The sequence below is a fragment of the Wolbachia endosymbiont (group A) of Aleiodes leptofemur genome (assembly GCF_964028465.1).
GTDB classification, from domain to species: domain Bacteria; phylum Pseudomonadota; class Alphaproteobacteria; order Rickettsiales; family Anaplasmataceae; genus Wolbachia; species Wolbachia pipientis.
Genome location: NZ_OZ034782.1, coordinates 563,094 through 588,292, shown reverse-complemented (window position 1 = coordinate 588,292; position 25,199 = coordinate 563,094). Strand labels below are relative to the sequence as shown.

General features: G+C 35.4%; 22 protein-coding genes and 7 pseudogenes. 18 read left to right on the top strand and 11 right to left on the bottom strand.

What is annotated here, in order from left to right:
* Positions 1 to 53: 53 nt before the first annotated feature.
* From ABWU67_RS03265 to ABWU67_RS03225, 9 genes and pseudogenes are all read left to right on the top strand, one after another.
* Positions 54 to 1,781 carry a hypothetical protein gene (locus ABWU67_RS03265; protein ID WP_353282186.1) on the top strand — a complete coding sequence of 576 codons (1,728 nt, stop codon included), beginning with the start codon at positions 54 to 56 and terminating at the stop codon, positions 1,779 to 1,781.
* A 183-nt stretch (positions 1,782 to 1,964) separates the two neighbouring features.
* On the top strand, positions 1,965 to 2,441 hold the full coding sequence (locus tag ABWU67_RS03260) for a hypothetical protein (protein ID WP_341822146.1): 477 nt from the start codon (positions 1,965 to 1,967) through the stop codon (positions 2,439 to 2,441).
* A gap of 19 nt (positions 2,442 to 2,460) precedes the next feature.
* Positions 2,461 to 3,930 (top strand): ankyrin repeat domain-containing protein, encoded by a 1,470-nt coding sequence (locus ABWU67_RS03255; RefSeq protein WP_341822145.1) that lies wholly within the window; start codon positions 2,461 to 2,463, stop codon positions 3,928 to 3,930.
* Complete coding sequence (locus ABWU67_RS03250; protein WP_353282185.1) at positions 3,927 to 5,756, top strand: phage terminase large subunit family protein; 1,830 nt, start codon at positions 3,927 to 3,929, stop codon at positions 5,754 to 5,756. The genes ABWU67_RS03255 and ABWU67_RS03250 overlap by 4 nt, the downstream gene beginning before the upstream one ends.
* A gap of 3 nt (positions 5,757 to 5,759) precedes the next feature.
* On the top strand, positions 5,760 to 5,993 hold the full coding sequence (locus ABWU67_RS03245; protein WP_341822143.1) for a hypothetical protein: 234 nt from the start codon (positions 5,760 to 5,762) through the stop codon (positions 5,991 to 5,993).
* Between the two features lie 40 nt (positions 5,994 to 6,033).
* The gene (locus tag ABWU67_RS03240; protein WP_077188256.1) at positions 6,034 to 6,294 is read left to right on the top strand and encodes a hypothetical protein; all 261 of its coding nucleotides are present in this window, start codon (positions 6,034 to 6,036) and stop codon (positions 6,292 to 6,294) included.
* Positions 6,285 to 6,566, top strand: a complete 282-nt coding sequence (locus ABWU67_RS03235; protein ID WP_010962706.1) for a type II toxin-antitoxin system RelE family toxin — start codon at positions 6,285 to 6,287, stop codon at positions 6,564 to 6,566. The genes ABWU67_RS03240 and ABWU67_RS03235 overlap by 10 nt, the downstream gene beginning before the upstream one ends.
* 102 nt (positions 6,567 to 6,668) lie before the next feature.
* Entirely contained in the window at positions 6,669 to 8,090 is a 1,422-nt protein-coding gene (locus ABWU67_RS03230) for a phage portal protein (protein ID WP_353282184.1), read from the top strand.
* Positions 8,050 to 8,910, top strand: a pseudogene (locus ABWU67_RS03225) (S49 family peptidase); the annotation flags it as partial. The gene ABWU67_RS03230 and the pseudogene ABWU67_RS03225, both read left to right, overlap by 41 nt.
* A gap of 28 nt (positions 8,911 to 8,938) precedes the next feature.
* Here ABWU67_RS03225 and ABWU67_RS03220 read toward each other — a convergent pair.
* Positions 8,939 to 9,797 (bottom strand): annotated as a pseudogene (locus ABWU67_RS03220) (IS630 family transposase).
* A gap of 62 nt (positions 9,798 to 9,859) precedes the next feature.
* Between ABWU67_RS03220 and ABWU67_RS03215 the strand changes: the two are divergent.
* From ABWU67_RS03215 to ABWU67_RS03180, 6 genes and pseudogenes are all read left to right on the top strand, one after another.
* Positions 9,860 to 10,096: pseudogene (locus tag ABWU67_RS03215) on the top strand (hypothetical protein); the annotation flags it as partial.
* Positions 10,089 to 10,561 (top strand): annotated as a pseudogene (locus ABWU67_RS07255) (head decoration protein). The pseudogenes ABWU67_RS03215 and ABWU67_RS07255, both read left to right, overlap by 8 nt.
* Before the next feature lie 29 nt (positions 10,562 to 10,590).
* Positions 10,591 to 11,253 (top strand): annotated as a pseudogene (locus ABWU67_RS03195) (major capsid protein); the annotation flags it as partial.
* Positions 11,254 to 11,480: 227 nt separating this feature from the next.
* Positions 11,481 to 12,425, top strand: coding sequence for an IS110 family transposase (locus ABWU67_RS03190; protein ID WP_265022222.1), 945 nt, complete (start codon positions 11,481 to 11,483; stop codon positions 12,423 to 12,425).
* Between the two features lie 228 nt (positions 12,426 to 12,653).
* The gene (locus ABWU67_RS03185) at positions 12,654 to 12,836 is read left to right on the top strand and encodes a hypothetical protein (RefSeq protein WP_264951319.1); all 183 of its coding nucleotides are present in this window, start codon (positions 12,654 to 12,656) and stop codon (positions 12,834 to 12,836) included.
* Between the two features lie 312 nt (positions 12,837 to 13,148).
* Entirely contained in the window at positions 13,149 to 13,652 is a 504-nt protein-coding gene (locus tag ABWU67_RS03180; RefSeq protein ID WP_015589109.1) for a protein-disulfide reductase DsbD domain-containing protein, read from the top strand.
* Between the two features lie 156 nt (positions 13,653 to 13,808).
* Here ABWU67_RS03180 and ABWU67_RS03175 read toward each other — a convergent pair whose 3' ends face one another.
* The 5 genes and pseudogenes from ABWU67_RS03175 to ABWU67_RS03155 form a co-directional block, all read right to left on the bottom strand.
* Positions 13,809 to 14,132 (bottom strand): transposase, encoded by a 324-nt coding sequence (locus ABWU67_RS03175; RefSeq protein WP_182183164.1) that lies wholly within the window; start codon positions 14,130 to 14,132, stop codon positions 13,809 to 13,811.
* A gap of 252 nt (positions 14,133 to 14,384) precedes the next feature.
* Positions 14,385 to 14,769 (bottom strand): annotated as a pseudogene (locus tag ABWU67_RS03170) (IS110 family transposase); the annotation flags it as partial.
* A 333-nt stretch (positions 14,770 to 15,102) separates the two neighbouring features.
* Complete coding sequence (locus tag ABWU67_RS03165) at positions 15,103 to 15,510, bottom strand: transposase (protein WP_095742667.1); 408 nt, start codon at positions 15,508 to 15,510, stop codon at positions 15,103 to 15,105.
* Positions 15,511 to 15,529: 19 nt separating this feature from the next.
* Positions 15,530 to 15,712 carry a transposase gene (locus ABWU67_RS03160; protein WP_167347183.1) on the bottom strand — a complete coding sequence of 61 codons (183 nt, stop codon included), beginning with the start codon at positions 15,710 to 15,712 and terminating at the stop codon, positions 15,530 to 15,532.
* A 1-nt stretch (position 15,713) separates the two neighbouring features.
* Positions 15,714 to 16,043, bottom strand: coding sequence for a transposase (locus tag ABWU67_RS03155; RefSeq protein WP_007548762.1), 330 nt, complete (start codon positions 16,041 to 16,043; stop codon positions 15,714 to 15,716).
* 375 nt (positions 16,044 to 16,418) lie between these two features.
* Between ABWU67_RS03155 and ABWU67_RS03150 the strand changes: the two genes are divergently transcribed.
* From ABWU67_RS03150 to ABWU67_RS03140, 3 genes are all read left to right on the top strand, one after another.
* Complete coding sequence (locus tag ABWU67_RS03150) at positions 16,419 to 17,762, top strand: alanine:cation symporter family protein (protein ID WP_353282183.1); 1,344 nt, start codon at positions 16,419 to 16,421, stop codon at positions 17,760 to 17,762.
* Positions 17,763 to 17,797: 35 nt separating this feature from the next.
* On the top strand, positions 17,798 to 17,956 hold the full coding sequence (locus ABWU67_RS03145; RefSeq protein ID WP_353282182.1) for a hypothetical protein: 159 nt from the start codon (positions 17,798 to 17,800) through the stop codon (positions 17,954 to 17,956).
* 152 nt (positions 17,957 to 18,108) lie between these two features.
* Complete coding sequence (locus tag ABWU67_RS03140; RefSeq protein WP_353282181.1) at positions 18,109 to 20,787, top strand: hypothetical protein; 2,679 nt, start codon at positions 18,109 to 18,111, stop codon at positions 20,785 to 20,787.
* Here the strand turns inward: ABWU67_RS03140 and ABWU67_RS03135 are convergent.
* The 5 genes and pseudogenes from ABWU67_RS03135 to ABWU67_RS03115 form a co-directional block, all read right to left on the bottom strand.
* Entirely contained in the window at positions 20,779 to 21,375 is a 597-nt protein-coding gene (locus ABWU67_RS03135; protein ID WP_010082554.1) for a Maf family nucleotide pyrophosphatase, read from the bottom strand. The two genes, ABWU67_RS03140 and ABWU67_RS03135, sit on opposite strands and share 9 nt — an antisense overlap.
* Entirely contained in the window at positions 21,353 to 21,616 is a 264-nt protein-coding gene (infA, locus tag ABWU67_RS03130; protein WP_007550159.1) for a translation initiation factor IF-1, read from the bottom strand. Before infA ends, ABWU67_RS03135 begins: the two co-directional genes overlap by 23 nt.
* A 112-nt stretch (positions 21,617 to 21,728) precedes the next feature.
* Positions 21,729 to 23,786, bottom strand: coding sequence for a hypothetical protein (locus ABWU67_RS03125; protein ID WP_353282180.1), 2,058 nt, complete (start codon positions 23,784 to 23,786; stop codon positions 21,729 to 21,731).
* A complete protein-coding gene (locus tag ABWU67_RS03120) occupies positions 23,774 to 24,205 on the bottom strand; it encodes a hypothetical protein (RefSeq protein ID WP_353282179.1) in 432 nt (143 codons plus the stop codon). The genes ABWU67_RS03125 and ABWU67_RS03120 overlap by 13 nt, the downstream gene beginning before the upstream one ends.
* A gap of 251 nt (positions 24,206 to 24,456) precedes the next feature.
* Positions 24,457 to 25,185: pseudogene (locus ABWU67_RS03115) on the bottom strand (IS5 family transposase).
* Positions 25,186 to 25,199: the final 14 nt, after the last annotated feature.

The window sequence follows — 25,199 nt, the reverse complement described above, 5'->3', positions numbered from 1 at the left end:
TTGAATTGTTTGAAAAAGGTACGAAGCAAACACCTATTATTAAGGAGAAACATATGAAGCAAACTTGTGGTAGTCACGACCTGAAGCAGTGCAACACTGAATACAAAGCAGCTTTTTCAAATGTGATTAGTAATGGTAGTGATGGCAGTATTACACTAGGAATGGATGAGGCAGGTGCTGATCAATTTGATGCACTTTCAGTGTTGGATAAGGGTGAAGATACAGAGGATGAATTTAATACAGTTTGTGAGGAAAAAGGAATAGAATATAACCGTCCGTATTCTCTTGATCAGTTTGAGGCAGCATCAAACACATCTTCCAACTCCCAAATAGACAACACAAAAGAAATGCAAAAAGAGGAAGAGGATATAGAATTAGGAGATAAACCAAAGCCGTTACCTAGGAATGGAATGTTGGAGAAGGACAATATTAGAAATGTAGCTCCACCTTCACCTAGAACAGCAGAAAATCATCGGTTGAGTATTATTCAGGATATTGCACCACCAAAGCTACCACATTCTTCTTTCCAATTAAATGGAGAAAAATGTGATGAGCAAGAAGCTATAGGAGAACCTATGTATGCAACTATAGACCAAAGTAAAAGATTCTCGAAAAGAGGTTTAGATGGTAAAATAAATGATCAAAGTCCAGAGATAGAAAATTCAAATTCTGAAGAAACATCAATTAAGAAAGGATCAATTGATGAACCTGTAGATCTGAATACAAAATTTTTAAAAAAGAGTTTGGAAGGAAGTGATAGTGGAATAGACAATAGAAGTGCAGAGATGAGTGAGTCTTGTGGCAATCAAGGATGGGAGAATATGTCATTAAATCATGATAGTCCAGTTACACTTTCAACTAGCTCATCAGAAAAAAGTGATAATGAAGAAACCCCGTTAATTAAAAAAGAAAAGAAAACAAATAGAATTTTGCCAAGAGTAAAATATGCAGTGCAGCAGAAGGAATTTATAATTTTCGGTATAGCTGCTGTTGCACTTAGCGTTTCTGCAGCTTTGGTATATTTACAGGATAAAGCACAATTTATTGCATTTTTTGCAAACAGTGTCATCTATGTAACTATACCAATTCTAGCTGTTGCATTATTGGTTGCAATTAGTCCGATATTTTGTGGAATAAAGCAATTTAGAGATACTGAAGAGTGTCAAATAGGGGGAAAGAATGCGAATGAAACTTTGAATCAGGTGCTAAAGTATCAACCAAAAGATAAAGTAATAAAATCAGTCAAACTGGAATACGGCAATGGTACTCATTCGCATTTTACACTTAACGCTTGGGAGGGTAAGAACAACTTCATTAATATTGACGACAAAGTCATTAGTAGAAGAAATAAAGTAGAATCAGTAATCAAAGATAGGCCATTATTTACAGCATTATTAAGCAGTTTGGTTGCTGTAAATATAGTATTGCCTTTATTACTGTATGTAGAAGGTGGTATTAATAGTGTACAGAAGTTTTACCAGAACGCTTTGATTAATAACGTAGGGTTATCACTACTTATAGGCTCGAGTATACTTGCACTATCAGTGATATTCCTTGGAGTACATTACTACAGAAAAACAAATTGCACAAATCTTGTATATTGTGAGGAAAGAATTGAACCAGAAAAAGTTAATGGAAAGTTCATTGAGGAAATAAAGGAAGCAAGGACAAAAGTGCTTGAAGAAAACCATAGTAAAGATGCCAAATGCAGCAGTTTAACGCTAGAGCAAGTAGTGGTTGAATCTCATAACTACAAAGATGCAATTTATAGTATTAGTTGAAAATAGCCAAATTTCACTATGTAAAAAGAAAGCAGCTATAAACCGGAGTACTTCGCTCTATATTAGTAAAATATCTCTAAGACGCCGGCAAGTATAAACAGGTAGGGAATTGCTGATACTGGCAAAACCTTTTCAGAGATTCAAGAAGAAAATTCGTAGAAACAAGAGAGAGGAGAAAAAAAAGTGAAAATCACACAAACAGAATGGGCAAGAGAGATAGGAGTATCAAAGCAATATGTCTGTTATTTAGTAAAAAAAGGAATAGTTGAGTTGGAGGATGGTTTGATCAATAGAGAACAAGCAAATGAAGCAGTAGCGGCAATAAGAGATCCAAGTCAGCCACTGAGGAGGAAAAATCCAGAAAATACAAGTAACCTTTCCACGATGTTGCTAAAAACCAGAATAAAAAATGAAATGGAACGAGGTAAACTTCTTGAGGCAAAAGCTAGGGCTGAGATAGGAGAACTTGTAGCAGTAGAAGAAGTAAAGCGCGATGCATTTAATGTAGCAAGAGTTGTCCGTAATAATTTACTTAATATTCCAAATAGAGTTTCAGCATTGCTTGCATCACTGAGTGACACTGAAAAGATTCATATGGCGCTAACTGAAGAGATTACAAACTCATTACAAGAGTTATCTAATACTAAATTTCAAATATAAAAAAGATTTTGAATATAAAATGGCTGATAACTTAAGTTTGGAGTTAATAAAGTGTCTCATTAATCAACCTGGATTAGATGTTAATGTCAGAGGATTAAATGGAAAGACACCACTACATTGTGCTATAGAATTTGATGAATTAAGCATGGTAGATTTGTTACTCACGAAGAAGAATATTAATCCTTTTGTTGAGGACAATGAAGGCAAAACCTCCTTAGATTATGCCAAAGAAGGGAAAAAAGCAGAAATATTGAAAGCGCTAATCAACAATAAATACGGATCAGAGCAAGATAGCTTACTTCATTTGGCCGCAATGATAGGTGAAGTTAATGCAGTGAGATATTTGATCAGAAAAGGTATTGACGTTAATGCACGAAATGCTCTGCATCATACTCCATTACATCTAGCAGCAGGCATAGGACATGGAAATGTTGTCAAAATTTTAGTAGAAGAAGGAAAAGCTGAAATAGATGTCTTTGATGCACGAAATCAGACACCAATGCACTATGCAGTTAATAATAAAAAGTTGGAGATAGTAAAGTTACTGCTGAAGCTTGGAGCAGATGTAAATAGCGCGCGCATAGGACAAAACTCAATGAAATTGTCACCTGTTCATATAGCTGTAAGTAATACTAATTACGATGAAAGAGACTTATGTCTTGATATTCTCAAATGCTTAATAAAGGAGCCTAATGCTCAAGTCAATTTGCAAGACTACGAAAATAAAACACCACTACATTACGCTGAAAGACTTAAAACAATAGAAGTTTTACTAACGCGAGAAGATATAGACCCTCTGGTAAAAGACGATAGCGGCAAGACACCATTTGATTACGCTAAATCTGAGATAAAGAAGGCTTTGGTGAGTAATAAATACGGTTCTGAAAAGAATAGTCTACTCCATTTAGCTGCACAAAGAGGAGAAATTGAGATTGTAGATGCAATTTTAAAAGAAGAAATCAATATTGATATTGTAAATAATAAAGGTCTATCACCGATTTATCTTGCTGCAGAAAAAGGGCATTTACATGTAGTAAAGTTATTGCTGAAAAAAGGAGCAAACTATACACCTGTTCTGCACTTAGCAATCAAGTCAAATAATTTAGAATTGCTAAAAACTTTATTTAAAGAAAAGAGTATCAAATTACCAGATGAGATAGGCAGATCTGTACCAATTTATTATAGGTGTATGGAGCATAGAGATGCAAAAGTAAGAAAATACAATAATGTAATCTGTGTTTCTACCTCAGTAAGTGCAGTAGCAATAGCGGTATGTATAGGGTTAACAGCAACAACAATAAGCGGTGCAATCATTTTTGCAACAATAACAGGGGTATTTGTGCTTGTTATAGCAATAATCATAAGTCAGATGAGCAAAAGATATATAGAAAACGAATTTCAGAAAAAGATGTTTATGGAATTGGAGGAATGTAGTTCTACTGTTAATGATGTTGAGATAGAACCAGCAATAAGTAGGGTTAAGGTATGATCTATGCTACATCTTTTTCTGAAGGTTTAAGACCAGATCCACTACTTAAAGTATCAGAGTGGGCGAATGAGTATCGAGTTTTAGCACCAACTGCAGCATCAGAGCCAGGAAAATGGAGAACGGAAAGAACTCCTTATTTAAAAGAGATCATGGATTCACTTTCTCCATCTTCACCTGCAGAAAAAGTAGTATTCATGAAAGGAGCGCAGATTGGAGGAACAGAAGCTGGTAACAATTGGATAGGCTACATCATTGATCAGACACCAGGTCCAATGTTAGTTGTGCAGCCAACAGTTGAAATGGGAAAACGTTGGTCAAAAGGAAGATTTGCGCCACTGATTGAAAGTACACCATGTTTAAAAAGTAAAGTAAAAGACCCAAGGTCAAGAGATTCGGGCAATACTGTACAAAGCAAGGAATTTCCAGGTGGAATAGTAGTAATAACTGGAGCAAATAGCAGTGTAGGCCTCCGATCTATGCCAGTAAAATACCTCTTTCTTGATGAAATAGATGCGTATCCAGGAGATTCAGGAGGAGAAGGAGATCCAGTACTGCTCAGTATTGCTCGAACTAACACTTTTGCACGTAGAAAGATTTTTTTAGTATCAACACCAACGATTCATGGAATAAGCAGAATTGAGAAGGAATTTGAAGCAACAGATAAGAGATACTTTTTTGTACCATGCCCGCATTGTAATTACTATCAAGTTCTAAAGTGGTCACAAATAAAATGGGAAGATAAAAATCCAAATACAGCACACTATATATGTGTAGAATGTGGTGAAAAGATAGAAAATCATCAAAAGACAGAGATGCTTGAGCGTGGAGAATGGAGGCCTACTAGTAGAGTAAAAGGTGAGAAAAAAGGATTTCATCTTTCAAGTCTTTATAGTCCAGTTGGCTGGTATAGTTGGCAACAAGCAGTAGAGGATTTTCTGCATGCAAAGGAAAGTGAACAATTACTGAAGGTTGGGATAAATACTACGCTTGGAGAAACCTGGGTAGACAAAGGAGAAGTACCAGACTGGAAGCAACTATTTAACAGAAGAGAATTTTTCCCCATAGGCACAGTACCAAAAGGCGAAGTAGTTCTCACAGCAGGAGTAGATGTCCAAAAAGATCGGTTAGAAGTAGAAGTTGTAGCCTGGGGAAAAAGCCGTGAAAGTTGGTCAATAGACTATCGAGTATTTGAAGGAGATACAGGAGGTGGAGAAGTATGGGGAAAACTCTCTGAGCTCTTAAATCATCATTTTATCGGTGAAAATGGGCTTGAATATATGATAAGCATGATGGCGGTTGATGCAGGGTATGCAACGCAGGAAGTTTACAACTGGGTGAGAAGTCATCAAGGATCGGGAAGAGTAATGGCAGTGAAAGGTGTAAATAAAGCGCTAGTACCACTTAGCAGCCCAAGTAGAGTAGATATAACAGTTGGTGGTCAAAAGCTGAAAAGAGGAATAAAGCTGTGGCCAGTAGGGGTATCGATATTAAAGTCAGAGCTTTTTCAGCTACTTAATATTTTAAAAAGCGGGGAAAAAGAGAAAGTGCCAGCAGGATATTGTCATTTTCCTGAGTATGCACCTGAATATTTTAAGCAGCTAACGGCAGAGCAATTAGTCAGTAAAGTAGTGAAAGGATATACCAAACAAGAGTGGCAAAAGGTAAGAGAAAGAAATGAAGTACTAGATTGCCGAATTTACGCAAGAGCAGCATCTATTGCGCTTGGAATTGATCGTTGGCCAGAGAGTAAATGGAATAGTTTGAGTGAAAAACCAGAAAGTAAAAAATCAAAGAAAATAGTCAAAAGCAAGTGGATCAGCAAGTAGTAAATGTATAACGAAGAATATTTAATTCAAGTCGAAGAAGCGATAAAAAAACTGCAAAATGGAGAGCGAGTAGTATCAATTGCTTATGGTGACCATGTTGTGCGGTACGGGGAAGTTCAAATAAAGGATTTATTGGAGCTCAGGCAACGTATTAAAGCTGAACTGAAAGTTGCAGGTGTGAAGCCAAAGAGAAAGATAGTGTTTTCAACGAGTAAAGGGATTGACAAAATTATATAAAAGTGTTACAATTCGAAGTTGATATCTTGCAGTGAATAATATGGATCAAAATCAAGGAAGGATTAATGTTAATGTAAATTTTGAGGGGGAGTTTGCTCATTACCTTATAGAAATGGCGAAAGTTCAAAATAGACCTATAGAAGAGATTGTAAAAGATCTAGTAGAAGAAGAACTTGAAGTAAGTAAACTATCTGAAGGTGACGAAATGGATGAAGGAGAAATAGCTCTACTTGAACTTGCTGCTAAACGTAATGTTCCTGGAGCAAAAATAATTAGGCATGAAGATATCAAGTGGGAATAATTTACCAAATTGGTTATTTAGAAGGTGTAGATACCGAAGATCTTCCTTCTCTTCCGAAAACAATACGGTTAAGGGTGCAAAAAGCTATAGAAAAACGTCTCACAATTATTCCTGATAAAGTAGGTGAGGCTTTATCGCATAAATGGGTAGGCTACTTTAGGTTGCGTGTTGGCGATTATCGAGTCATATACTTAATAGATAACTCAGAGCACATGGTCAAGATTGCAGCAATAGGACATCGAAAAGAAATTTATAAACGTAGTCCAGAGTAATGACTCTCTACATACAATCTGTTAAACAAATTCTCTAGCAACTTGCTATAATTTTTCAATGTCAAATTGTGCAACAACTTGCTGCATAATTAAAGAGGCAAAATGTTATTAAAATCATTCAAGCAATTATTTAACAAACCAAAGATAAAAAGCTCTGCATGGGATGCTGCAGGATCAGGAAGAAGAGTAGTGTATTGGCAACCGGAGAAAAGTAATATAAATAGCTTACTCTCTCAAAGCCTTGAAACTTTACGTAGTAGATCACGTGATATGGTGAGAAAAAATCCATATGCAGCAAATATCATTGATACAATAGTAAGTAACTCTATTGGAACAGGAATAAAACCACAATCAAAAGCAAGAGATGGAGAATTTCGAAAGAAAATACAAGAATTATGGCTAAAATGGACAGATGAAGCGGACAGTAATGGAGTAAGTGATTTTTATGGATTACAAGCTCTAGTATGCAGAAGTATGATAGAGGGAGGAGAATGTTTTGTACGTTTAAGAACGAGAAAGCTGGAAGATAGATTTTCTGTGCCATTACAACTGCAAGTACTTGAGTCTGAACATTTAGATAATAAAACAAATCAAACTTTAGGAAATGGTAATGTAATAAGAAACGGGATTGAGTTTAACAGGCTTGGGCAAAGAGAAGCTTTTTTCCTTTTTCGAGAACATCCAGGAGAAGGCTCATTTGGAGAATCAGTGAGAGTGCCAGCAAATGATGTTTTACATATTTATAGACCATTAAGACCTGGGCAAATTAGAGGGGAGCCATGGCTTTCTAATATACTGCTAAAGCTTTATGAGCTTGATCAATACGATGATGCAGAGCTGGTGAGAAAAAAGACAGCAGCAATGTTTGCAGGGTTTATTACAAGACTTGATCCTGAAGCAAATATTTTAGGTGAGGCGCAAGCAAATGAGCAAGGAGTAGCACTATCTGGCCTGGAACCTGGAACAATGCAGCTTTTAGACCCAGGAGAGGACATAAAATTTTCAGAGCCATCAGATGTTGGAGGAAGTTATGAAGCATTCATGAGACAGCAACTGAGGGCAATAGCAATAGGTACAGGGATAACATATGAGCAGCTAACAGGAGATTTAACCGGTGTTAATTATTCATCAATCAGAGCAGGATTAATAGAGTTTCGTCGTAGATGCGCTATGCTGCAACATAACATTATGGTATTCCAATTTTGCAGACCAGTATGGAGTAGATGGCTAGAACTTGCCACTTTATCTGGAGAGCTTTCTACAACAGATAATCAAGTATTTAAAGAAGTAAAATGGATACCACAGGGATTTGATTGGGTGGATCCACTGAAAGACCAGCAAGCACAGCAAATGGCAGTAAGGAATGGATTTAAGAGTCGATCGGAAGTAGTATCAGAAATGGGTTACGATGTAGAAGAAATTGATCAAGAAATAGTAGAAGATCAAAAGCGAGCTAATTCTTTTGGACTTTGTTTCGATTCTGATGTTAATCATAAAAGGGGAGGAAGTGGTGTGGATAAATAAACCAGTAATGGTAGAGAGAAGAAGCTTTGAACTACTATCATTATATAACAGCAAACAACCTATCTTTAAGAACTTAAAGCATTTTCATATAAACCCAAAAGGAATAGCAATAATACGTATTTATGGAGTTTTGACAAAAAAAACAGAAGCTTTTGATCATATTTTAGATATGACTTCGTATGAAAATATTCATGAAGAGATAGAGAGCGCTTTAGAAGATAAAAGCATAGAGACGATTCTACTTGACATAGACAGTCCAGGAGGGGAAGTAAACGGTGTCTTTGACCTAGCTGATTTTATTTATGAATCAAGAACAAAAAAGAGAATTATTGCAATAGCAAATGATGATGCATATTCTGCTGCGTACGCTATAGCCTCTAGCGCTGAAAAGGTATTTGTGAGTAGAACTTCAGGAGTAGGAAGCATAGGAGTAATAGCAAGTCATATAGATCAAAGTGGGTTTGATGAAAAACAGGGAATAAAATATACGACAGTATTTGCAGGAAGTAGAAAAAATGATTTAAATCCACATGAGCCAATAACTTCTGAGAGTTTAGAAAACCTAAAAAGCGAAGTGAATCGTTTATATGGAATGCTGGTTGAGCTAATAGCACGCAATAGAAACCTTTCTGTAGAAGCAATCAAATCAACAGAAGCAGGGCTATATTTTGGCGAGAAAGCAGTAGAAATAGGTCTTGCAGATGGAATTACAATTCTTTCATCTATTAATCAAAACAGGAGTATTATTATGAATGAACAAACTACAAATGACCTAAAAACTAATAATTTAACTAAGTATCGTACTGAAGTTGTTGAATTATAGCATTTCTCATAATAGTCCGAATAGGTCATAGGAAGGCAGAATCAACAGCACGACGAAAGGATTCGAATAGAGGAATGTTTTTCCTGGCTCTGTTTTTTATAGCAAACCAATGATGCTCAATTTTGTTAAAATCTGGAGAATAAGGCGGCAGATACAAAATTTCTGCACCGACTCCTTTAGCGAGCTTGATAAGCTTATCAGACTTATGAAAAGTAGCATTATCAAGAATGACAGTTTGTCCAGGTTCTAAGATCGGTGCCAAAAATTGCTCAAACCATCCATTAAAAATATCCATATTACAGTGGCCTTCAAATGTTAATGGAGCAACTATCTTTCTTCTACTTAAGGCTGCAACCATGCTGATTCGTTGAGTTTTTTTTCCAGATTTTAGGGCATAAAATCGCTGTCCTTTCTGGCAATACCCATATGGATAGTCCTCCGTGTTATCAATCCCAGACTCATCTATATACACTAAGTTTTCTGGTTCTTTTGTTGCTATAATTTTTAAGAATTCAGCACGTTTTTCTTCGTTCCTTTCCTTGTATCCATATGTCTTTTTTTGCGCGTAAATCCAATTTTTCTGAGAGCTCGGTGGATCGTTTCGATACTAACGTTGCCCCAAAGTTTAGCCATTTCCGACAGAGTTTTTCTACCGTGTTTTTTAGCAAATTCGATAAACTTATTCCAGTCGATAATTTTCTGATTGTAACCTCCATTACCGAGTTTTTTGACTGAAAGTCGCCTGTTTCTTTTTTTCTTTGCTTCCACTCCCACAAAGTAGTTCGTCCAATTTTAAATCTTGCTGCCACTGCTTCTCTGCTTTCCCCTTCGTCTAGTGCTTCCATTGCTTTTTTTCTTAAATCATAACTATATGCTGCCGGCATCCAACCTCCTTATCGCCATCTATCCTTAATCTTATCATATCCGGACTTCTGTGGAAAGAGCTATAATACGTTTGTGTAACTTATCACGAATGCCAGAGAAAATAGGAGAATTTATTGAGCAGGGTGTAAGTGTTGAGCAAGCAAGGGAGGTTTTAATGGAATTACTTGCAGAAAGAACAAAGAAGACAGAGATAATAAGTACAATACCACAGAATTCAGGAGAAGAGTTGATGATGCAGGTAGCGAAAAGTCGTAGGCATTTAAAATATATAACAAAAGGAGAAAAGCAAAATGAGTAGTATAACAGAACAAAATAATCTAGGTGACTTATTAAAGTATGAGGCATCAAGTCTATATTCAAGAGACCAAATAACGGTAGCAAAGGGTCAAAATCTGAAGCTAGGGACAGTTGTTGGTCGTGATAAAGACAACATGATTAGGATAATAAATCCAACTGCCACAGATGGCACACAAACAGCAATAGGTGCAATAGTATAGCCTTTCTTATAATAGTCCGAATGCGATAAGATATGTGTTTATGGCTATAGCAGGCCAGTAGCATATTACGGTCTGTTCGGATTATTGTAAAAAGAGCTATAAGTGATGTAAATGCGACAGAAAATGCCAAAGCAGTAATTATTACTCGTAGTGCAATGCTAGCTGATTATGCAGTTGTATGGCCAGCAAATATCACTGAAGAGCAGAAAAATGCAGCAATAAAGCAACTTGAAGGACGAGGGATCATCATCCGCAAAGGGGTCTAGTAAATAATAAAAAACATAAAGGGGAAAAAATGCAAAATCCATTTACAAATACAGCATTTAGCATGACGGCACTAACAAATGCGATGAATATATTGCCGATAAATTATGGACGTGTTGAAAATTTAAATTTGTTTCCAAGTAGGTCAGTAAGATTTAGACATATTACCATAGAAGAACACAACGGAGTATTAAGTTTACTACCAACGCAAGTTCCAGGAGTACCAGCAACAGTAGGAAAACGTGGTAAAAGAAAAGTAAGAACATTTACGATTCCACATATTCCTCACGATGATGTAGTGTTACCAGAAGAAGTACAAGGAATAAGAGCATTTGGATCAGAAAGTGAACTGAAAGCGCTGGCAGATGTAATAACTGATCATTTGCAGCTAATGAGAAACAAACACGCAATAACATTAGAGCATTTGCGAATGGGAGCGCTCAAAGGAATAATTTTAGATGCTGATGGGTCAGAATTATTAAATCTGTACAACGAATTTGAAATAACACCAAAAGTAGTAAATTTTGCCCTTGGAACAGCAACAACTGACGTAAAACGTAAGTGTCTGGAAGTACTCCGGCACATAGAAGATAATCTAAGTGGTGAATATATGACTGGAATTCATGCCTTGGTAAGCCCTGAGTTTTTTGATGCATTAACTTCTCATGCTAAAGTAAAAGAAGCATATGAAAGATTGTAAGTTAAAAATGTGATATAAAAGAGATAAGAGGGAAAGATAACCCTACTCACTATAGGAATAGGGCTATCACGGGCGTGTGCGACCGAATGAAAGTTGGTATTACAACCGTAGCCATCAAGGTAAACTAGCCCCATCTCTCGATACGTTTGAATAGTTGCATGGGACATATGTATGCACCCGTTTACAATCTTAAATTAATTAAACTATCGAGGTTATTTATTATGATTACATCTTATCAAAATTTCATTGGCATTGATATCGGAAAATTTAAAAATGTTGCTGCAGCTTATAACCAAAGGAGCGCTATCAAGTTTGACAATGATGCTACTGGTTGGCAACAGTTGTTTCAAAAATTTTCAGATATCCTACCTAATTCTCTAGTAACTTTAGAAAACACTGGAAAATATGAGCTTGGCTTAGCACATTTTCTTGTTGATAAGAATGTTGCTGTACATCGAGCTAATACTCGTAAAGTAAAAAGTTTTATCATATCACATGGAACTTTAGCAAAGACAGATCAATCAGATGCAAGAGCCCTTGCTCAATATGGTTTTGAACGCTATAGTGCTCTATCTCTATTTGTGCCTATGTCAAAAGAACAAACCGCCTTAGTTGCACTCTGTCAACGTCGTGATGACATTACGCAAATGAGAACTCAAGAGAAATGTAGGCTTGCAGCACCTGAAAACGACTATATAAAGGAAAGTTGCCAAAAAACAATAGACTTTTTTACCAGTCAGATAAATGAGTTCAACGATGCCATACAAAGAATTATTGATAAAAATCCAGAGTTACAAAAGCGTCAAAAAATCTTGAGAACAGTGCCAGGAATAGGTCTCAAGTTATCACAAGTTTTTGTGTGTCTAATGCCAGAACTTGGCCACCTAAACAAAAAAGAAGTTGCAAGTCTTGCTGGAGTTGCTCCACATCCAAAAGAAAGCGGTAAAACTATTGGTTACCGAAGGATAACAGGTGGTAGAAGCAATGTTCGTGCAAAGCTTTTCACAGCTGCTATGGCTGCTGCAAGATCTAAATCTGCACTTGGTGCTTTTTATTCTGATCTTATTGGTAGAGGTAAAAAGAAGATGGTAGCTATAACAGCTCTAATGCGAAAAATCATAGTAATTGCCAATGCAAGACTTAAAGAAGCAATTAATATGAAATAAAAAAAAATCTGCATAGAAAATAGGTTAACGGATATGTGCGTCTACACACATTTAAAGCACATATTCGTTAACCATAAAATCTAAGCAGTGGTTGCTGTTTGATATAAATTTCTTTCTGTATAAACTAGGATCTTTGTTACCAAAATACATTTTTCAATTGAATAAAAATACAAAATTATCAACAAATGAGACTAAATTCAAAAAATTTTAAAAAACATAGTTGATGGCATGAAAGAATGGAAAAAAGAAGTAAATTATGGGAAAAGATCTTATATTGAAGGGTTTTTCTCAAGATTAAAGCAAATATTCGGATTTAGTTTTAGGAATAAATCTGAGATAAATCGAGAAAAAGAACTAAATGCTATTTGCTTAATAAATTCACTGATATTGGTATGGCTAAATTTGAGATAGTTACATGAATTTACCATAAATCACCATCTCATAAAGTGTGATGCAACAAAGCCATCCCAGTGTCAAGCACTGGGATGACACCCTCCTTATGGGCCAAAATCACAATGTTCGTACAGTTGTGGATTCATTCGCGGTATCTCGGCATAGATTCCGCTAACAAGTAGCGGAATGACGAATTTGTCGTTTTTCAGATTGTCGTAAGTCAGTTTAGCTATAGCATAATGCTATATTAATAAATAATCTATATAATACTATTAAATATAATAATTAAAATCTAAATTACTTTCTCTATAAAAGGAGAAATTTACCTTAATGAAAATATATATATATTTAATATTATTTTTATTTTTTTCTTGCGCTCAACTATATGCTGACGAGGAAATTGCAAAATTTGATTTACTTATTGGCGAGATAAATGAAGCAAGCTTCACTCTTAAAGGTGCAATAAAGGTTACAGTAGAACCAGGCTGGCACATATATTATAAAGATCCTGGAGATTTTGGCCTTCCCACGTCTATTAGTTACAAAGGTAATGCATCAGATATAAATATTCACTGGCCTATTCCAAAGGAACATAAAGATAAAGTAGGGAGAGAGACGTTTGTAAGTAACGTATATGAGGATATGGTATTATTTCCCTTTAAGATGAATATATTTTTAAATCAAGGGTATATTGACCTTAACTTCCATATAAATTATGCGATATGTAAAGATAGGTGCATCCCTAAAAATGTTGAGATAAAAATCAGGCAACCATTAAAGGATTTTATAGATTCTGATATCAATAAACTTATAAATGAGTGGTATGAAAAATAGAGTTCTCATGGGGTAGGTGTCATTCCAGCGCGTGACACTGGAATCTCATTTACTTTTTTGTTCACTATGTGAGGAACTTGGGCCTACAAGTATATAAACATAATGGTTTCGCATAAAAAATTTAGATCCCAGATACTGTCTCTGCTGTCAAACAAATTATCCAACAAAATTACAATTAAATGGTTGATTATTTTTAAGAATACCAAAAAAGACATGCATTAATTTTCGCATTAACGCAAGAACTATGACTTTTGGACATTTGCCTTTACTTGCTAGACGCTGACAAAACTTTTGAAAATGATTATTATGGTTTTTGACTACTATAGCTGGCATATAAAGAGCTTTTCGAATACGCTCAGATCCTATTTTGCATATGCAACTTCTCTTACTTACTGACGATCCCGATTGATAATGTCCTGGATTTAGACCAGCAAAAGCTGTAAATTGTTTAGCATTGTCAAAGTTATCAACTGATGGCATTTCTGCGACAACAGCAACAGCAGTAAGATATCCTATACCTTTTATAGTCTTAAGGTTTTCCACCATATTTTTTAGATGTGGATAGTTATTTATATGCTCATTAATTTCTTTTTTGAGAACAATAATTTGCTCCTCTATTGCCAAAATTACTTTAGATATAGCTTCTTTGCAACTGGAATGCATATTTTTGTTTTCCAAGCGATTTGTCTGTTGCACCTTATCATCTTTTAGCGATTGCATGCAACGGTAAAGCTCCCTCAAATGCCTCATTTCAGGTGCAATGGGCTTCCAAAGAGCAGGTTTGTTGGCGATACAAAATCTAGCTATCATAGCTGCATCTGATTTATCTGTCTTATTTCTGAGCAGCTCACTTTTGCCAAAAGCTTTCTGGGTTTACTATACTGACATTATGTCCTAAATCGTGCATAAAAGTAGCCAAATCTTCTCCATACCAACTAGTTGCTTCAAGACATAAATGAGTAAGATTTGCTCCATGGCCATTGCACCAAACTACAAGTTTTGCAAAACCATCTTGATTATTTTGAAAGACTTTGTGTCGTTTTTTACTGTCCACTAACAAACAAACATCAAATTTCTTTTTTGAAATATCCACACCCAAAATAGCATTTACTTGCATAAAATTGCCTCCAAGACTATAAATAAACTGAGAGTTTAGACTAACCTTGTAATACGGGATATAGTTCCAAAAGATACTGTTCAGTCTTTAACTCTATGGGAGGGAAGCAAAATCTGGCTTAATGGCATTAGTGTCGCATCAGCTTCACCCTCCCTGTGAGGTATTTTAGCTCTAATGCCTCACATCATAAAGATACAAGTGTCACGCACTAACTGTACGAACATTGAGATATAAGAGTAATTTGTACCAAGAAAAAAGATGTCATCCCAGTGCCCAGACACTGGGATGGCTTTGTTGCATCGCTCTTCGGATAGTAGGTAACGCACAATAAATTTATGAAGCTATCTCAAATTTAGCCATGCCTATTTCAGTAAATTTGTTAAGCAAATAACATTTGAGTAGCAGTTCCCTCTCACGATTCATTTCAGATTTGTTCCTAAAACTAAATCCAAATGTCTTTTTTAATCGCGAGAAAAAACCTTCTATATAAGATCTTTTTCCATAACTCATCTCTTTTTTCCACTTCTTTATACCATCTTCATCATATGACTTTATGAGCTTGACTGCAGAATTTCTCTCAGCCATATAGTCTAACTTTGGATGCTCTGTTGCGTTGTTTTTCGGAGGAATTTTCGTTTTTATACCATATTGATTACACAGCTTATAGAGCTTTTCTCTGTCATATGCCCTATCTGCATATAGTACTTTTATGACATACTGAAAATCGACTTCTTTTAGCAAATCACAAGCTCCATAGTGATCAGCCGTTACTGTATTTTACAGCTATGGCTTTTTTGCTGTTTGTATTCAACATTACATGCAATTTTCTTGTCTGTTCATAGCTGCGATACTTTCTATCTTCGCTATTTTCTTTGCTATGACCAGGAGTGTTGTTGTATATACTAATTCCTGTACTGTCTATAGCAATTTCGATATCTTCCATATTATTTTCTGCAATCATTGATCTTAATATTGAGTTTCTTAAACCTTCTTGATGATTGTGAATAGCTGATAACTTGCAAATTTTTCCCAATTTGCTCAAGGTATCCTGCTATAAACCCAACTGTTTGCCTCAGGCCTATTCTAAATAAACAAGTTATTATGTGCACCAAAATTACAACTTTATCGCTATAAATATTATTGCCACCTGGTATTTTTGGACCATTCTCGTACCACTTTTCTATGGCTTCGTTGATATAATGAAAAATATTTCCTCTTTTTTCTAGAAATTTGTTATATTCGCTATGGTTACTGACCCTCATTTTTTGTGGCATATTTTTTCTTCAACAGTTAAATCGCTATTTATAATGAATTTTGTCAGTAATCACTAATTTTTCTGCTGCTATGCAACAAAGCTCACTGAGATCCAGATTGGACACTAAGTTGGTGAGTATAAAAGTAGCTAACCTTATGTTAAAACACAATATTTTTGGTGAGGGGTTGCATTAAAAGCTGGATTCCAGTGTCAAGCACTGGAATGACATCGTCTTAACATTGTACCATATTACAATGTTCGTACAGTTATGTGTCACGCTACTTGGATGACAAGAAAAGGTTTCTAGAATGACGGAAACGAAGTCATACATAGAAAATAGGTTAGGTATTTTCAATTTTTGTTGTATACTCAAATAAAAATCTCACTTTTACAGATGGATACAGTAAAGTTTGTTTTATTACTGCCAACAATATTACTCATGCTAGTTGCTGGTGTTTACCTATCGATTAAACTAAAATGGCTACAGGTATTTAGATTACCATACGCCCTTTCACTCCTTGGAGCTAAAAAAGGAGAAAATAAATTTTCTTCTATAGCCGCTCTGTTTACAATTTTAGGGGGAAATTTAGGAGTAGGAAATATTTCAGGAACTGCTGTTGCTCTAAAAACCGGAGGACCGGGCTCTATTTTGTGGATGGCGATAATTATTGTTATCACTTCTGTGATAAAATATGTCACTTGTTATCTAAGTATAAAAACCAGAAAGGAAAAGAACGGACGGTTTATAGGTGGCCCTGTAGCCTACATGGCTGATGCATTTAACTCTAGAAAAGCTACAATTGTGTTTCTAGTTGTTATGATAATGGTTTCAATAACAGTTGGTAACCTTGTTCAGGTAAATTCTCTATCAATACCACTTAACATGATAGATGTGCCTGTAGTCATTGGTGGCATTGTAATGGCCATAATATTTTTTGTTGTTGCAGCTCTCAGCTTAAAAAAAATTAAAATTTTTATATCGGCTATGATACCGATAATGACGGTAAGTTACCTCACACTTTGCGGTATCATATTATTTAAATTTAGTGAAAATATTCTTCCTTCTCTAAAACTAATAACAAGCAGTTTTTTTACAACTAGTAGCTTTAACTCTGGTTTATCTCTAGGTTTGATTTTAGAAATGTTGACTATTATTCAAGTTGGAACTTTGCGAGGTATTTTTGCAACAGATGTAGGGCTTGGCCTTGAAGGAATCGTACATTCTTCAATTGTTCCTAAGAAAAATAATAATAAATTTATTATTGAGCAGAGTCTAATTACGATAATATCGCCTTTTATAGTTGCGTTTATAGTGTTTATTACAACAATGGTACTGCTTGTCACAGATTCTTGGGTCACTGATTTAGAGAGCACTAACATGTGCATATTTGCTTTTAGAAAGGCAATGAATTGGCCTTATATTGACTATTTAATTATGGCCATAATGTTTTGTTTTGCTTTTACTACTATTTTTACTTGGTTTTTTTGCTCAAAACAGACAATACGCTATGTGTCTATGGATAATAAATACACTAAAATCTGGATTGTAATTTTTACCATGATCATTCCGCTTGGTGCGATAGGTAAAGTCCGGTTGCTATGGGATGTTGCTGATATCTCGATTGCTGCTTTGTTGTTTATCAACATACTCGCTATACTCAAGCTAACCTCTCAAGATCCAGAAGTGTTTACTATGAGTAGCAGATATTTGAAGTTGCAAAAACAGAGCTATAGCTAAAGCAATTTAGGCTATGCAGCTGTTGTGATATAAAAGTGATTTCCGCCAAGAAGGGTGTCATCCCAGTGCCCAGACACTGGGATCCAGGAATCTTGATTGGCACTAAGTTAGTGAGCATAAAAGTAGCTAATCTTATGTTAAAACACAACATTTTTGATGGGGTTCGTGAAAGGCTGGATTCCAGACTGGAATGACAACTTAAATCGTTTGATGTTACCATAAAATAGCTTGTGTCATCACATTAGTAACACAACCTTCCTTAATAAAAATTCAACCAATGCTTGTGATAATTATATTAGCTAGTATTAGCTAGAACTAAAGGCAGAGGGTTATTAGTGAGGGATATATGGGCACTAACGATACACAACAAGAACACATTTATAATGAGCGCATTCAAGAAATTTTTCCTTTATTTGATAAAATAAAAAAGGAAGACGACCCAATTTATAATGCTAGAGTTGATTTTAACACAGTAAAGTTTTTAACAAAACACGCCAACTGGAATTGGGACGAAGAAGAAAACAAAGATAAAGCATATGGAGTTATTCTTCAGAAATGCGACAAGACAAAGAAAGCTGGACAAGACCTTGAAAGTGAAGTTAAAGAAAGGTTGAAAGAGTATGTTGATGATGTTGCAGGAGTTTCAATATACGGTAATCACGCAAGTATTACGCTGGTAAATAACAAAAAAGAGTTTAAAATCAGCGAATTTTTAAACAGTGATTTTTGTGAGAAGAATGAAATCTCGGGATTTTCAACATTGCATAGTGATGGAAAGAGCGGAATGCATGGTTTTGTTGCCGAGGAAGAAGGGAAAAAAATAAGACATTATGTCGTAACTGATGGTTCATATGAAATGACTTTAAAGTGGTATGCGGAGGGGAAGGAATGTAAGATCAAAATTAAGATTGATGCTAACGGTGTAGACCTTGTTAAAGGTGATGATTTTTCTCTAGAACGGTTAGAAGTAAACAGAGATGTAAAAATAGGTGGTTTATTCTTGCATGAAATACAATTCAGGGAGAAAGGACAAGGAAAAGCGAATGAGATGCAACATAATAAAGACAGTAACGAGCTATCATCTGAAACTACAACAAGAATTGATGTTAATAGAGGTGTTAGCGTTCAAGCTACTGATATAACTCAAAAAAAAGAAGACCACCATTCACATTTTGGACTACAATCTAACAGCAGAAGGCAGTCTTACGATAGCGGAATTGGAAAAGATTTTGACGATAAAATTAATTCTCAGGAGGCTAAAGAAAAGCGTGAGCTTAGACAAGCAGCACGAGAAGCAAATTCGGGAGGTCAAGTTTATAACCTACAATCGCTTTTTGAGGAGAATCCTCAGAACAAAAAAACTCCTCCGCCACTTCCACCTAGAACTAGTTCACTACCACCTAAAAAAGGTGTTTTCGATGAGCAAGGGGGAGCCAAATCTGGAAGCCAAAAACCAGATGACTTGCGCGAAAATGAGCAAACACCTAATAATCAGCAAAAAGGTGCAACTTCTGATTCTTCAGATAGTTCTACTTTCACCAAGTCTGTAAGCCACAATCAAGATAATAGGCAAGAAGATGAACGGTATGACAATCCTACATTTGGACATGCTGTACCTGGAAGCCAAAAACCAGATAGAAGTGAGCAAACACCTAATGATCAGCAACAACCTAAAACCCAGCAACAAGAAGGAAATAGCAAAGGCGATCTGTTACAAGACATCAGAAATTTCAAGAAAAACAACTTACGGCACATTGATGTTGATGATAGAAAAGCATCAATTGCAGGAAGTAGAAAAAATAACCCATCACCGTTAGAGACATTAAAGGACATAATTCCTTATTCATCTTCTCCAGATAACAGTGATAACCAAGATGCTAGTGATGCTAAGTGGAAAGAAAGTGAACAGCCGCTCTCTGCTACAGCACTCAATAATAAAAGTGACTCGGGCTATTCATCTCCAACTCATGACAATAATGAACAATCTCAAGTAAATCCTGAACAGTTAAAGAAGAGCTTAGAGAACATTGAACAAAGTGATCAAACTCCACCTGAAAATCTTCTTAAAGAAATCAGAGATAGATCACAGCAGGATAATAGAGGATTAAGGCAAGTTGATCCTACTGATAAACTGTCACAAGATAAAGAAGATGGATTGCAAAAAGACGATTTAGCAGATGTAAAAATAGTGGAAGGTCCAACTATTAGTGTCTCTGCTTCAACACCAAATAGTATAAGTGATTCAGGCTATATATCTCCAACTAATAGTGATAGTAAATCTCAAACAGATTTAAAACAGGTAGGAAGGAAATTAGAAGAACATATTAGACAAAGTAATCTAACTCTATTTGAAGAACTTAAAAATACATTAGGTCAAGAAAATCTCGGGTTAAAACCAGCTGATCAGAGTCAGATTAGCGAAGAAACTAAAAAACGCTTGAGAGAAGTTGGGTTGCTAAAAGACAGCTCAACAGACATAAAAGCAAACGATTCGGGCTATTCATCTCCAACTCATGACAATAATGAACAATCTCAAGTAAATCCTGAACAGTTAAAGAAGAGCTTAGAAAACATTGAACCAAAAGAAATCGGAGATACGAGTGAGTTAAAAGGAGCATTGGGAAACCCGGATAAAGGGTTAAGAGAACCGGCACAACAGGCTACTAAAGAAAATATTCCTAAAGATTCATTCTCAGAAAACATTTTAGAAAAGATAGGAGAAGGTAAACAATATGACCCTATACGTAAGTGGTTAGAAAAAACAGTGGCAGAACGAGAAAATAATGACACTAATCCAACTGTAGATAAAAATAGCGAACTATATAAATTACTAGAGAAAGATGAAGCACAACTGAAAGCTGGAGTAATAGAAGAAGAAAGAGGAGATACTTTAACAGAACACACTGATGGTTATGATCGCAATAGAATTGCATTAGCTAACAGAAATAAAAGACCACTAGATTGGGCTAAACAGGTTGCTGAGTCACAACAAAAAAAAGATACTAATAAAGGTATTTCAATATAAATTGAAGTTAAAATAATTGCTTAGCAAACAATAGGTTTCATGTAATGGTAACCCTATAACGGAAGAGTAGGAGCCGCGTAAGAACAATACGAACACTCCAGCTAGGCCTTGTATATTGCATCCCCCCGCCCTATTTTTCCACTCTTCTGATGCTAAATAATACTTAATTTCTTGTTCACTGAGACGTTTAAATTTCACTATTGTAACCACAGTCCTGATATGTTGTTTAGATTGATCGGGAGTTAATAGACATACACTGGTGTATACTCTATGCCTTCTTCCTGATAACAAGCGGATACATTTTTCTGCTTGCTCAACGTTTTCAGCTTTGAGCAATATCCTTCTACCACAAGCAACAACTGTATCAACACCAAGCACAAAATAATTTGGATTTAAACTTTGTATTTTCTCAGCTTTACTTTTTGCCATACGGATTGAGTAATCCTTCGGAAGTTCCTTTTTTAAAGGGGCTTCATCTATATCTGCTGGCAAAATTAAACCTGGCTCAATGTTTATTTGTTTTAGTAAAGCTATACGCCTTTTCGATGATGAAGCAAGAATAAGATTATTTAGAGATCGTTCTGTCACTTGTACCTTTAAGCCTTCTAATGATCCTACCCTTTCTCGCATTCCTATCGTAAATGCTCATCTCAACTAACACCCTATCCCCTATAATGATGCGTATTTTACTTCTTCTCACTTTCCCTGATACATGACAGATAATCTCATGTTCATTGTCCAGTTTCACTCTAAATTCTGCTGCAGGTAGTAAAGCAGTTACTGCCCCTTCCACTTCAAAAATTGTTTTCGATTTCTCGTCTTTTATCATATGTTATATTATAATTTAATAATCTTTTTTAGTCTACTATAGATTTTAAATTATTATCAACACAAAAGACCTTTTGCGCCCCACTTAAGTTGCAACTTAACCCCAACCATCTTCACAATGATACCCTACCTACGTTTCTACTCTCTGCCACCTTCTCAATAGAACTTATAGGACTTATGTTGAAAGATAAATCATTATCACAATTTTCTTCATCGCTATCAAGTCCACTATCAACGCTTAAAGATCTGAGTAATGTTGTCTTCTCTCTCAGTGGAACATAAGACTCATTATCAACGCTTGAAGATTTGGATAACCTTTTCTTCTGTCGTAGAGCATTACCAGACTCATTAGAAATTTCTCCCGTTAATTGATTGTTGAAGCTCCTTTGTTCATCAGCACGAATTTTTTCTTCCAGTCCATCAAGCATTCCTACCAATTCATCACCCCATTCATTTTCTTCTTCTAATAATTGTTTACACTTTTCTTTCTCACGCTCTAGCTCGTTTCTTAACTCTTCGACTTTATCTTCATCTTTAGTGAGTTCAAGTGTAAGCACCTTATCTCCTGGAAATTCCTCGTACTCGTTTTCTAGTTCTTCAATGTTGAGTTTTAGTCTCTCTTCTCCAAGTGTATCTTGTAAATCGCTATCCTGCCTATCTGATTCTTTAATCTTTTGCTCAATTTCTACTTGTACCTTATATTCCTGATCTAATTCTCTTAGCTGATCTTTCAAGCGCTCTTTCTGCTGGCGTCGTTCAACCATTATCTGTTCCGCATCTTCTCGTGCTTGATTTAGCTCTTTTTCCAAATTCTTCTTTCCTGCATTAACAATTTTCAGCTCTTCCTTTAGCTTTCTTTTTTCTTCATATACACCTTTAAGTTCTTGTGCTTTCCCTTGTAGCTCTTTTAACACACCTGCTAATTCTTCATTTTTTTGTGCCAGTTCAGTTTGCAATTCCGTGTTTTTTTGCTCCTCTTTTTCAAACCTGTCTTGTAAATTGCTATTCTGCTTCTCTAACTTTACAATTGTTTGATTAGCTTCTGCTTGGGTTGTTTCTAGTTTCTCCTGTAGTCGCTGATTTTCTTGTATTAATTCATGGTGCTTTTTATTTATCACTTGCAACCCTGCTTCTATTTCTTGCTTCAATTCAACAGCTTCTTTTTTCAAATTTGACATTTCTTGCTTCAATTCAACGTTTTTTTCGGACAGCATCTGATTATTTAAAATCAATTCATCCATTTGTTGTGAAGCAAATTCTGTCTGAGTTCCAGTGTGCTGTAAATTGACTTCCGTTTTAGTTTCAATTTGTTGTGAAGCAACTTCTGTTTGAGTTTCAGTGTGTTGTAAATTGACTTCCGTTTGAGTTGATGCATTGCTATTAATAGAAGGAGGAAGGCTATTGTCAGCATCAACTTTAGGGTCTAATTCCCCCTCTGGTTCCTCGCGATAGGCCGCTATAGACTCATTTTGAAAATTATTATTAGCAGTAGGTACAACATCAGCAGCCTTACCTTTTTCTAGTACAGCATCATATAAGGAGAGACCTTGAATATATAATTCATCGTTTTGCTTTATTAATTCTAAGATCTCATCCGATAGCACAAAATCTTCATCATTAAATTTTAGTACTTCAGTTATGCCATCGCTACTCACATTCATAATCATGGTACACATTTCGGATCCATCCTTTACAGGCCAAGTGCTTTTCATTTCATAATATGCGCCCTCTTTAAATTCATAATATCTTTCCTTACCTTTCCGATGAGCGTGTATTTCATGTTTTTTATTGCAATAGATATTCAGCTCTTTAATATCTTTCTCTTGCTGTAAAATGTCACTAATCCTGGTTGGCTCACTTCTATTGTAATTAATAGAGTTGATATTCAAAACTCTATAAGCGTTATCAGTTTCTGTGTAATAAGCTTGAAGCTCTACGCCTTTCTCTCCAAGATATTTACTTGCAGCTTCTTTTCCCTGCTCTGCCAACTTTATGCATTTATCTATATCTTCCTTAAAGCTCTTATTAGCAGACTCTGTTACTGCTTTATCTATGTACGTTTTTTTAAAATCTCCATCATTTATTAGGTCATAAAAACTCCACTTATCCCCAAAAGCCCTCTGCACGTAAGTGAAATTCTTTTTTTCCTTTAGTTTTCCTAAGAACCACACCTTTCTTTCAGATTTTTCAGTTGAAAGCTTACCCTTGCCTTTACACTAGAGTTTTTGGCAGGAATACTAACTTCTTCTAATTCTTTAAGTAATTTGTTATTTTTTATAATTGAGGAGCAAAACTTTACAATAGCAGAATTTGCAAACGAAGGATCTTTTTTTATATCTTCATCAATAATTTCTTTAAAACGTGCAAATTGAGGTAGAACATAAAAATTGATTATTTCTTTTTCTGATCTTGTTTTATTAGCATAAGAGATATCACCTAATTGTGAATATAACTCTTTTAATGTATAGTAGATAAGCGTAGAGTAATAAACCTCCCTATTCAGTGAAGTTGGTCCAATACACTTTTCAAGTTGATCACCTGTTTTTCCTGCCTCTGCTGTTTTTTCTTCTTTAGCCAAACTTCCAATCATAATACACCTCCTTAACTATATTTATATTATACCAATTAACATATATTAAAAGAAATCAAACTGTATAACCTCGCCCTACACTAACTTTTATGATTACTTAATTGTGTAAAAATAACTGCAAGTGTTAAACTTGAGCTTTTATTTTTCATTATACATTTCTTACTACATGTTTATACTGCTGTCTTGCATAATAGACTATTCGAAGTTACACAAGTATTTTTTTTATTAGATAAGAGTTAGTAAGAGCCTGTTCATAATTTTTTCAGAAGTAAGGCAGTGAAAGCCAGAACGACCATTTGTAGGCTAGTATTGAGTTTTCGCTCACAATTTTTCCACAATCTTCTACATTTTTCTAACTAAGCAAAAGATCGCTCCACAACCCATCTTTTGGGCAATACAACAAAGGAACGTAATTCATTTCTTTTGATCACTTCAACGGTTGCACCAATAATCGTTTTTATTTGAGTTACAAAATTCTCTCCAGTATAGCCTGCATCAACCAGTACATTTTTAACTCCCGAGAGGTTTTCTTTTGCATTTTCGACCATTCTCACAGCACTGCTACGGTCAGTTATCTCTGCTGTTGTTGTATAAATTGCATGCTTGCGTATCTACTGCAATACGGCCCTGAAATCTTCTTGCCTGCATCATAGCTTCAGCAGTATCTGCATTTTTTATACTCTGTGCATCAATTATGCAGAAGCTTTTCCGACCATTGTTTTGTCGCAATTATTTTTTTTTAATACCAGCTCCAGAACACTTTCTTTATTTGCGTCTGGTTTTTCACTCCACTTCTTAAAATAGTCGTAACAATTGCGCCATTTTGGGAACTCTTTTGATACCATTCTCCACTGGCAACCACTTTTTAACACGTATAACACTCCACAAAATACATCATGTAAATCAAGTGTTCTTGGTTTTGTCTTCTTTCTGCAAGATTCCAGATCTGCTACAATAATCTCAAACTTTTCTCGACTTATGTCACTTGGTTATA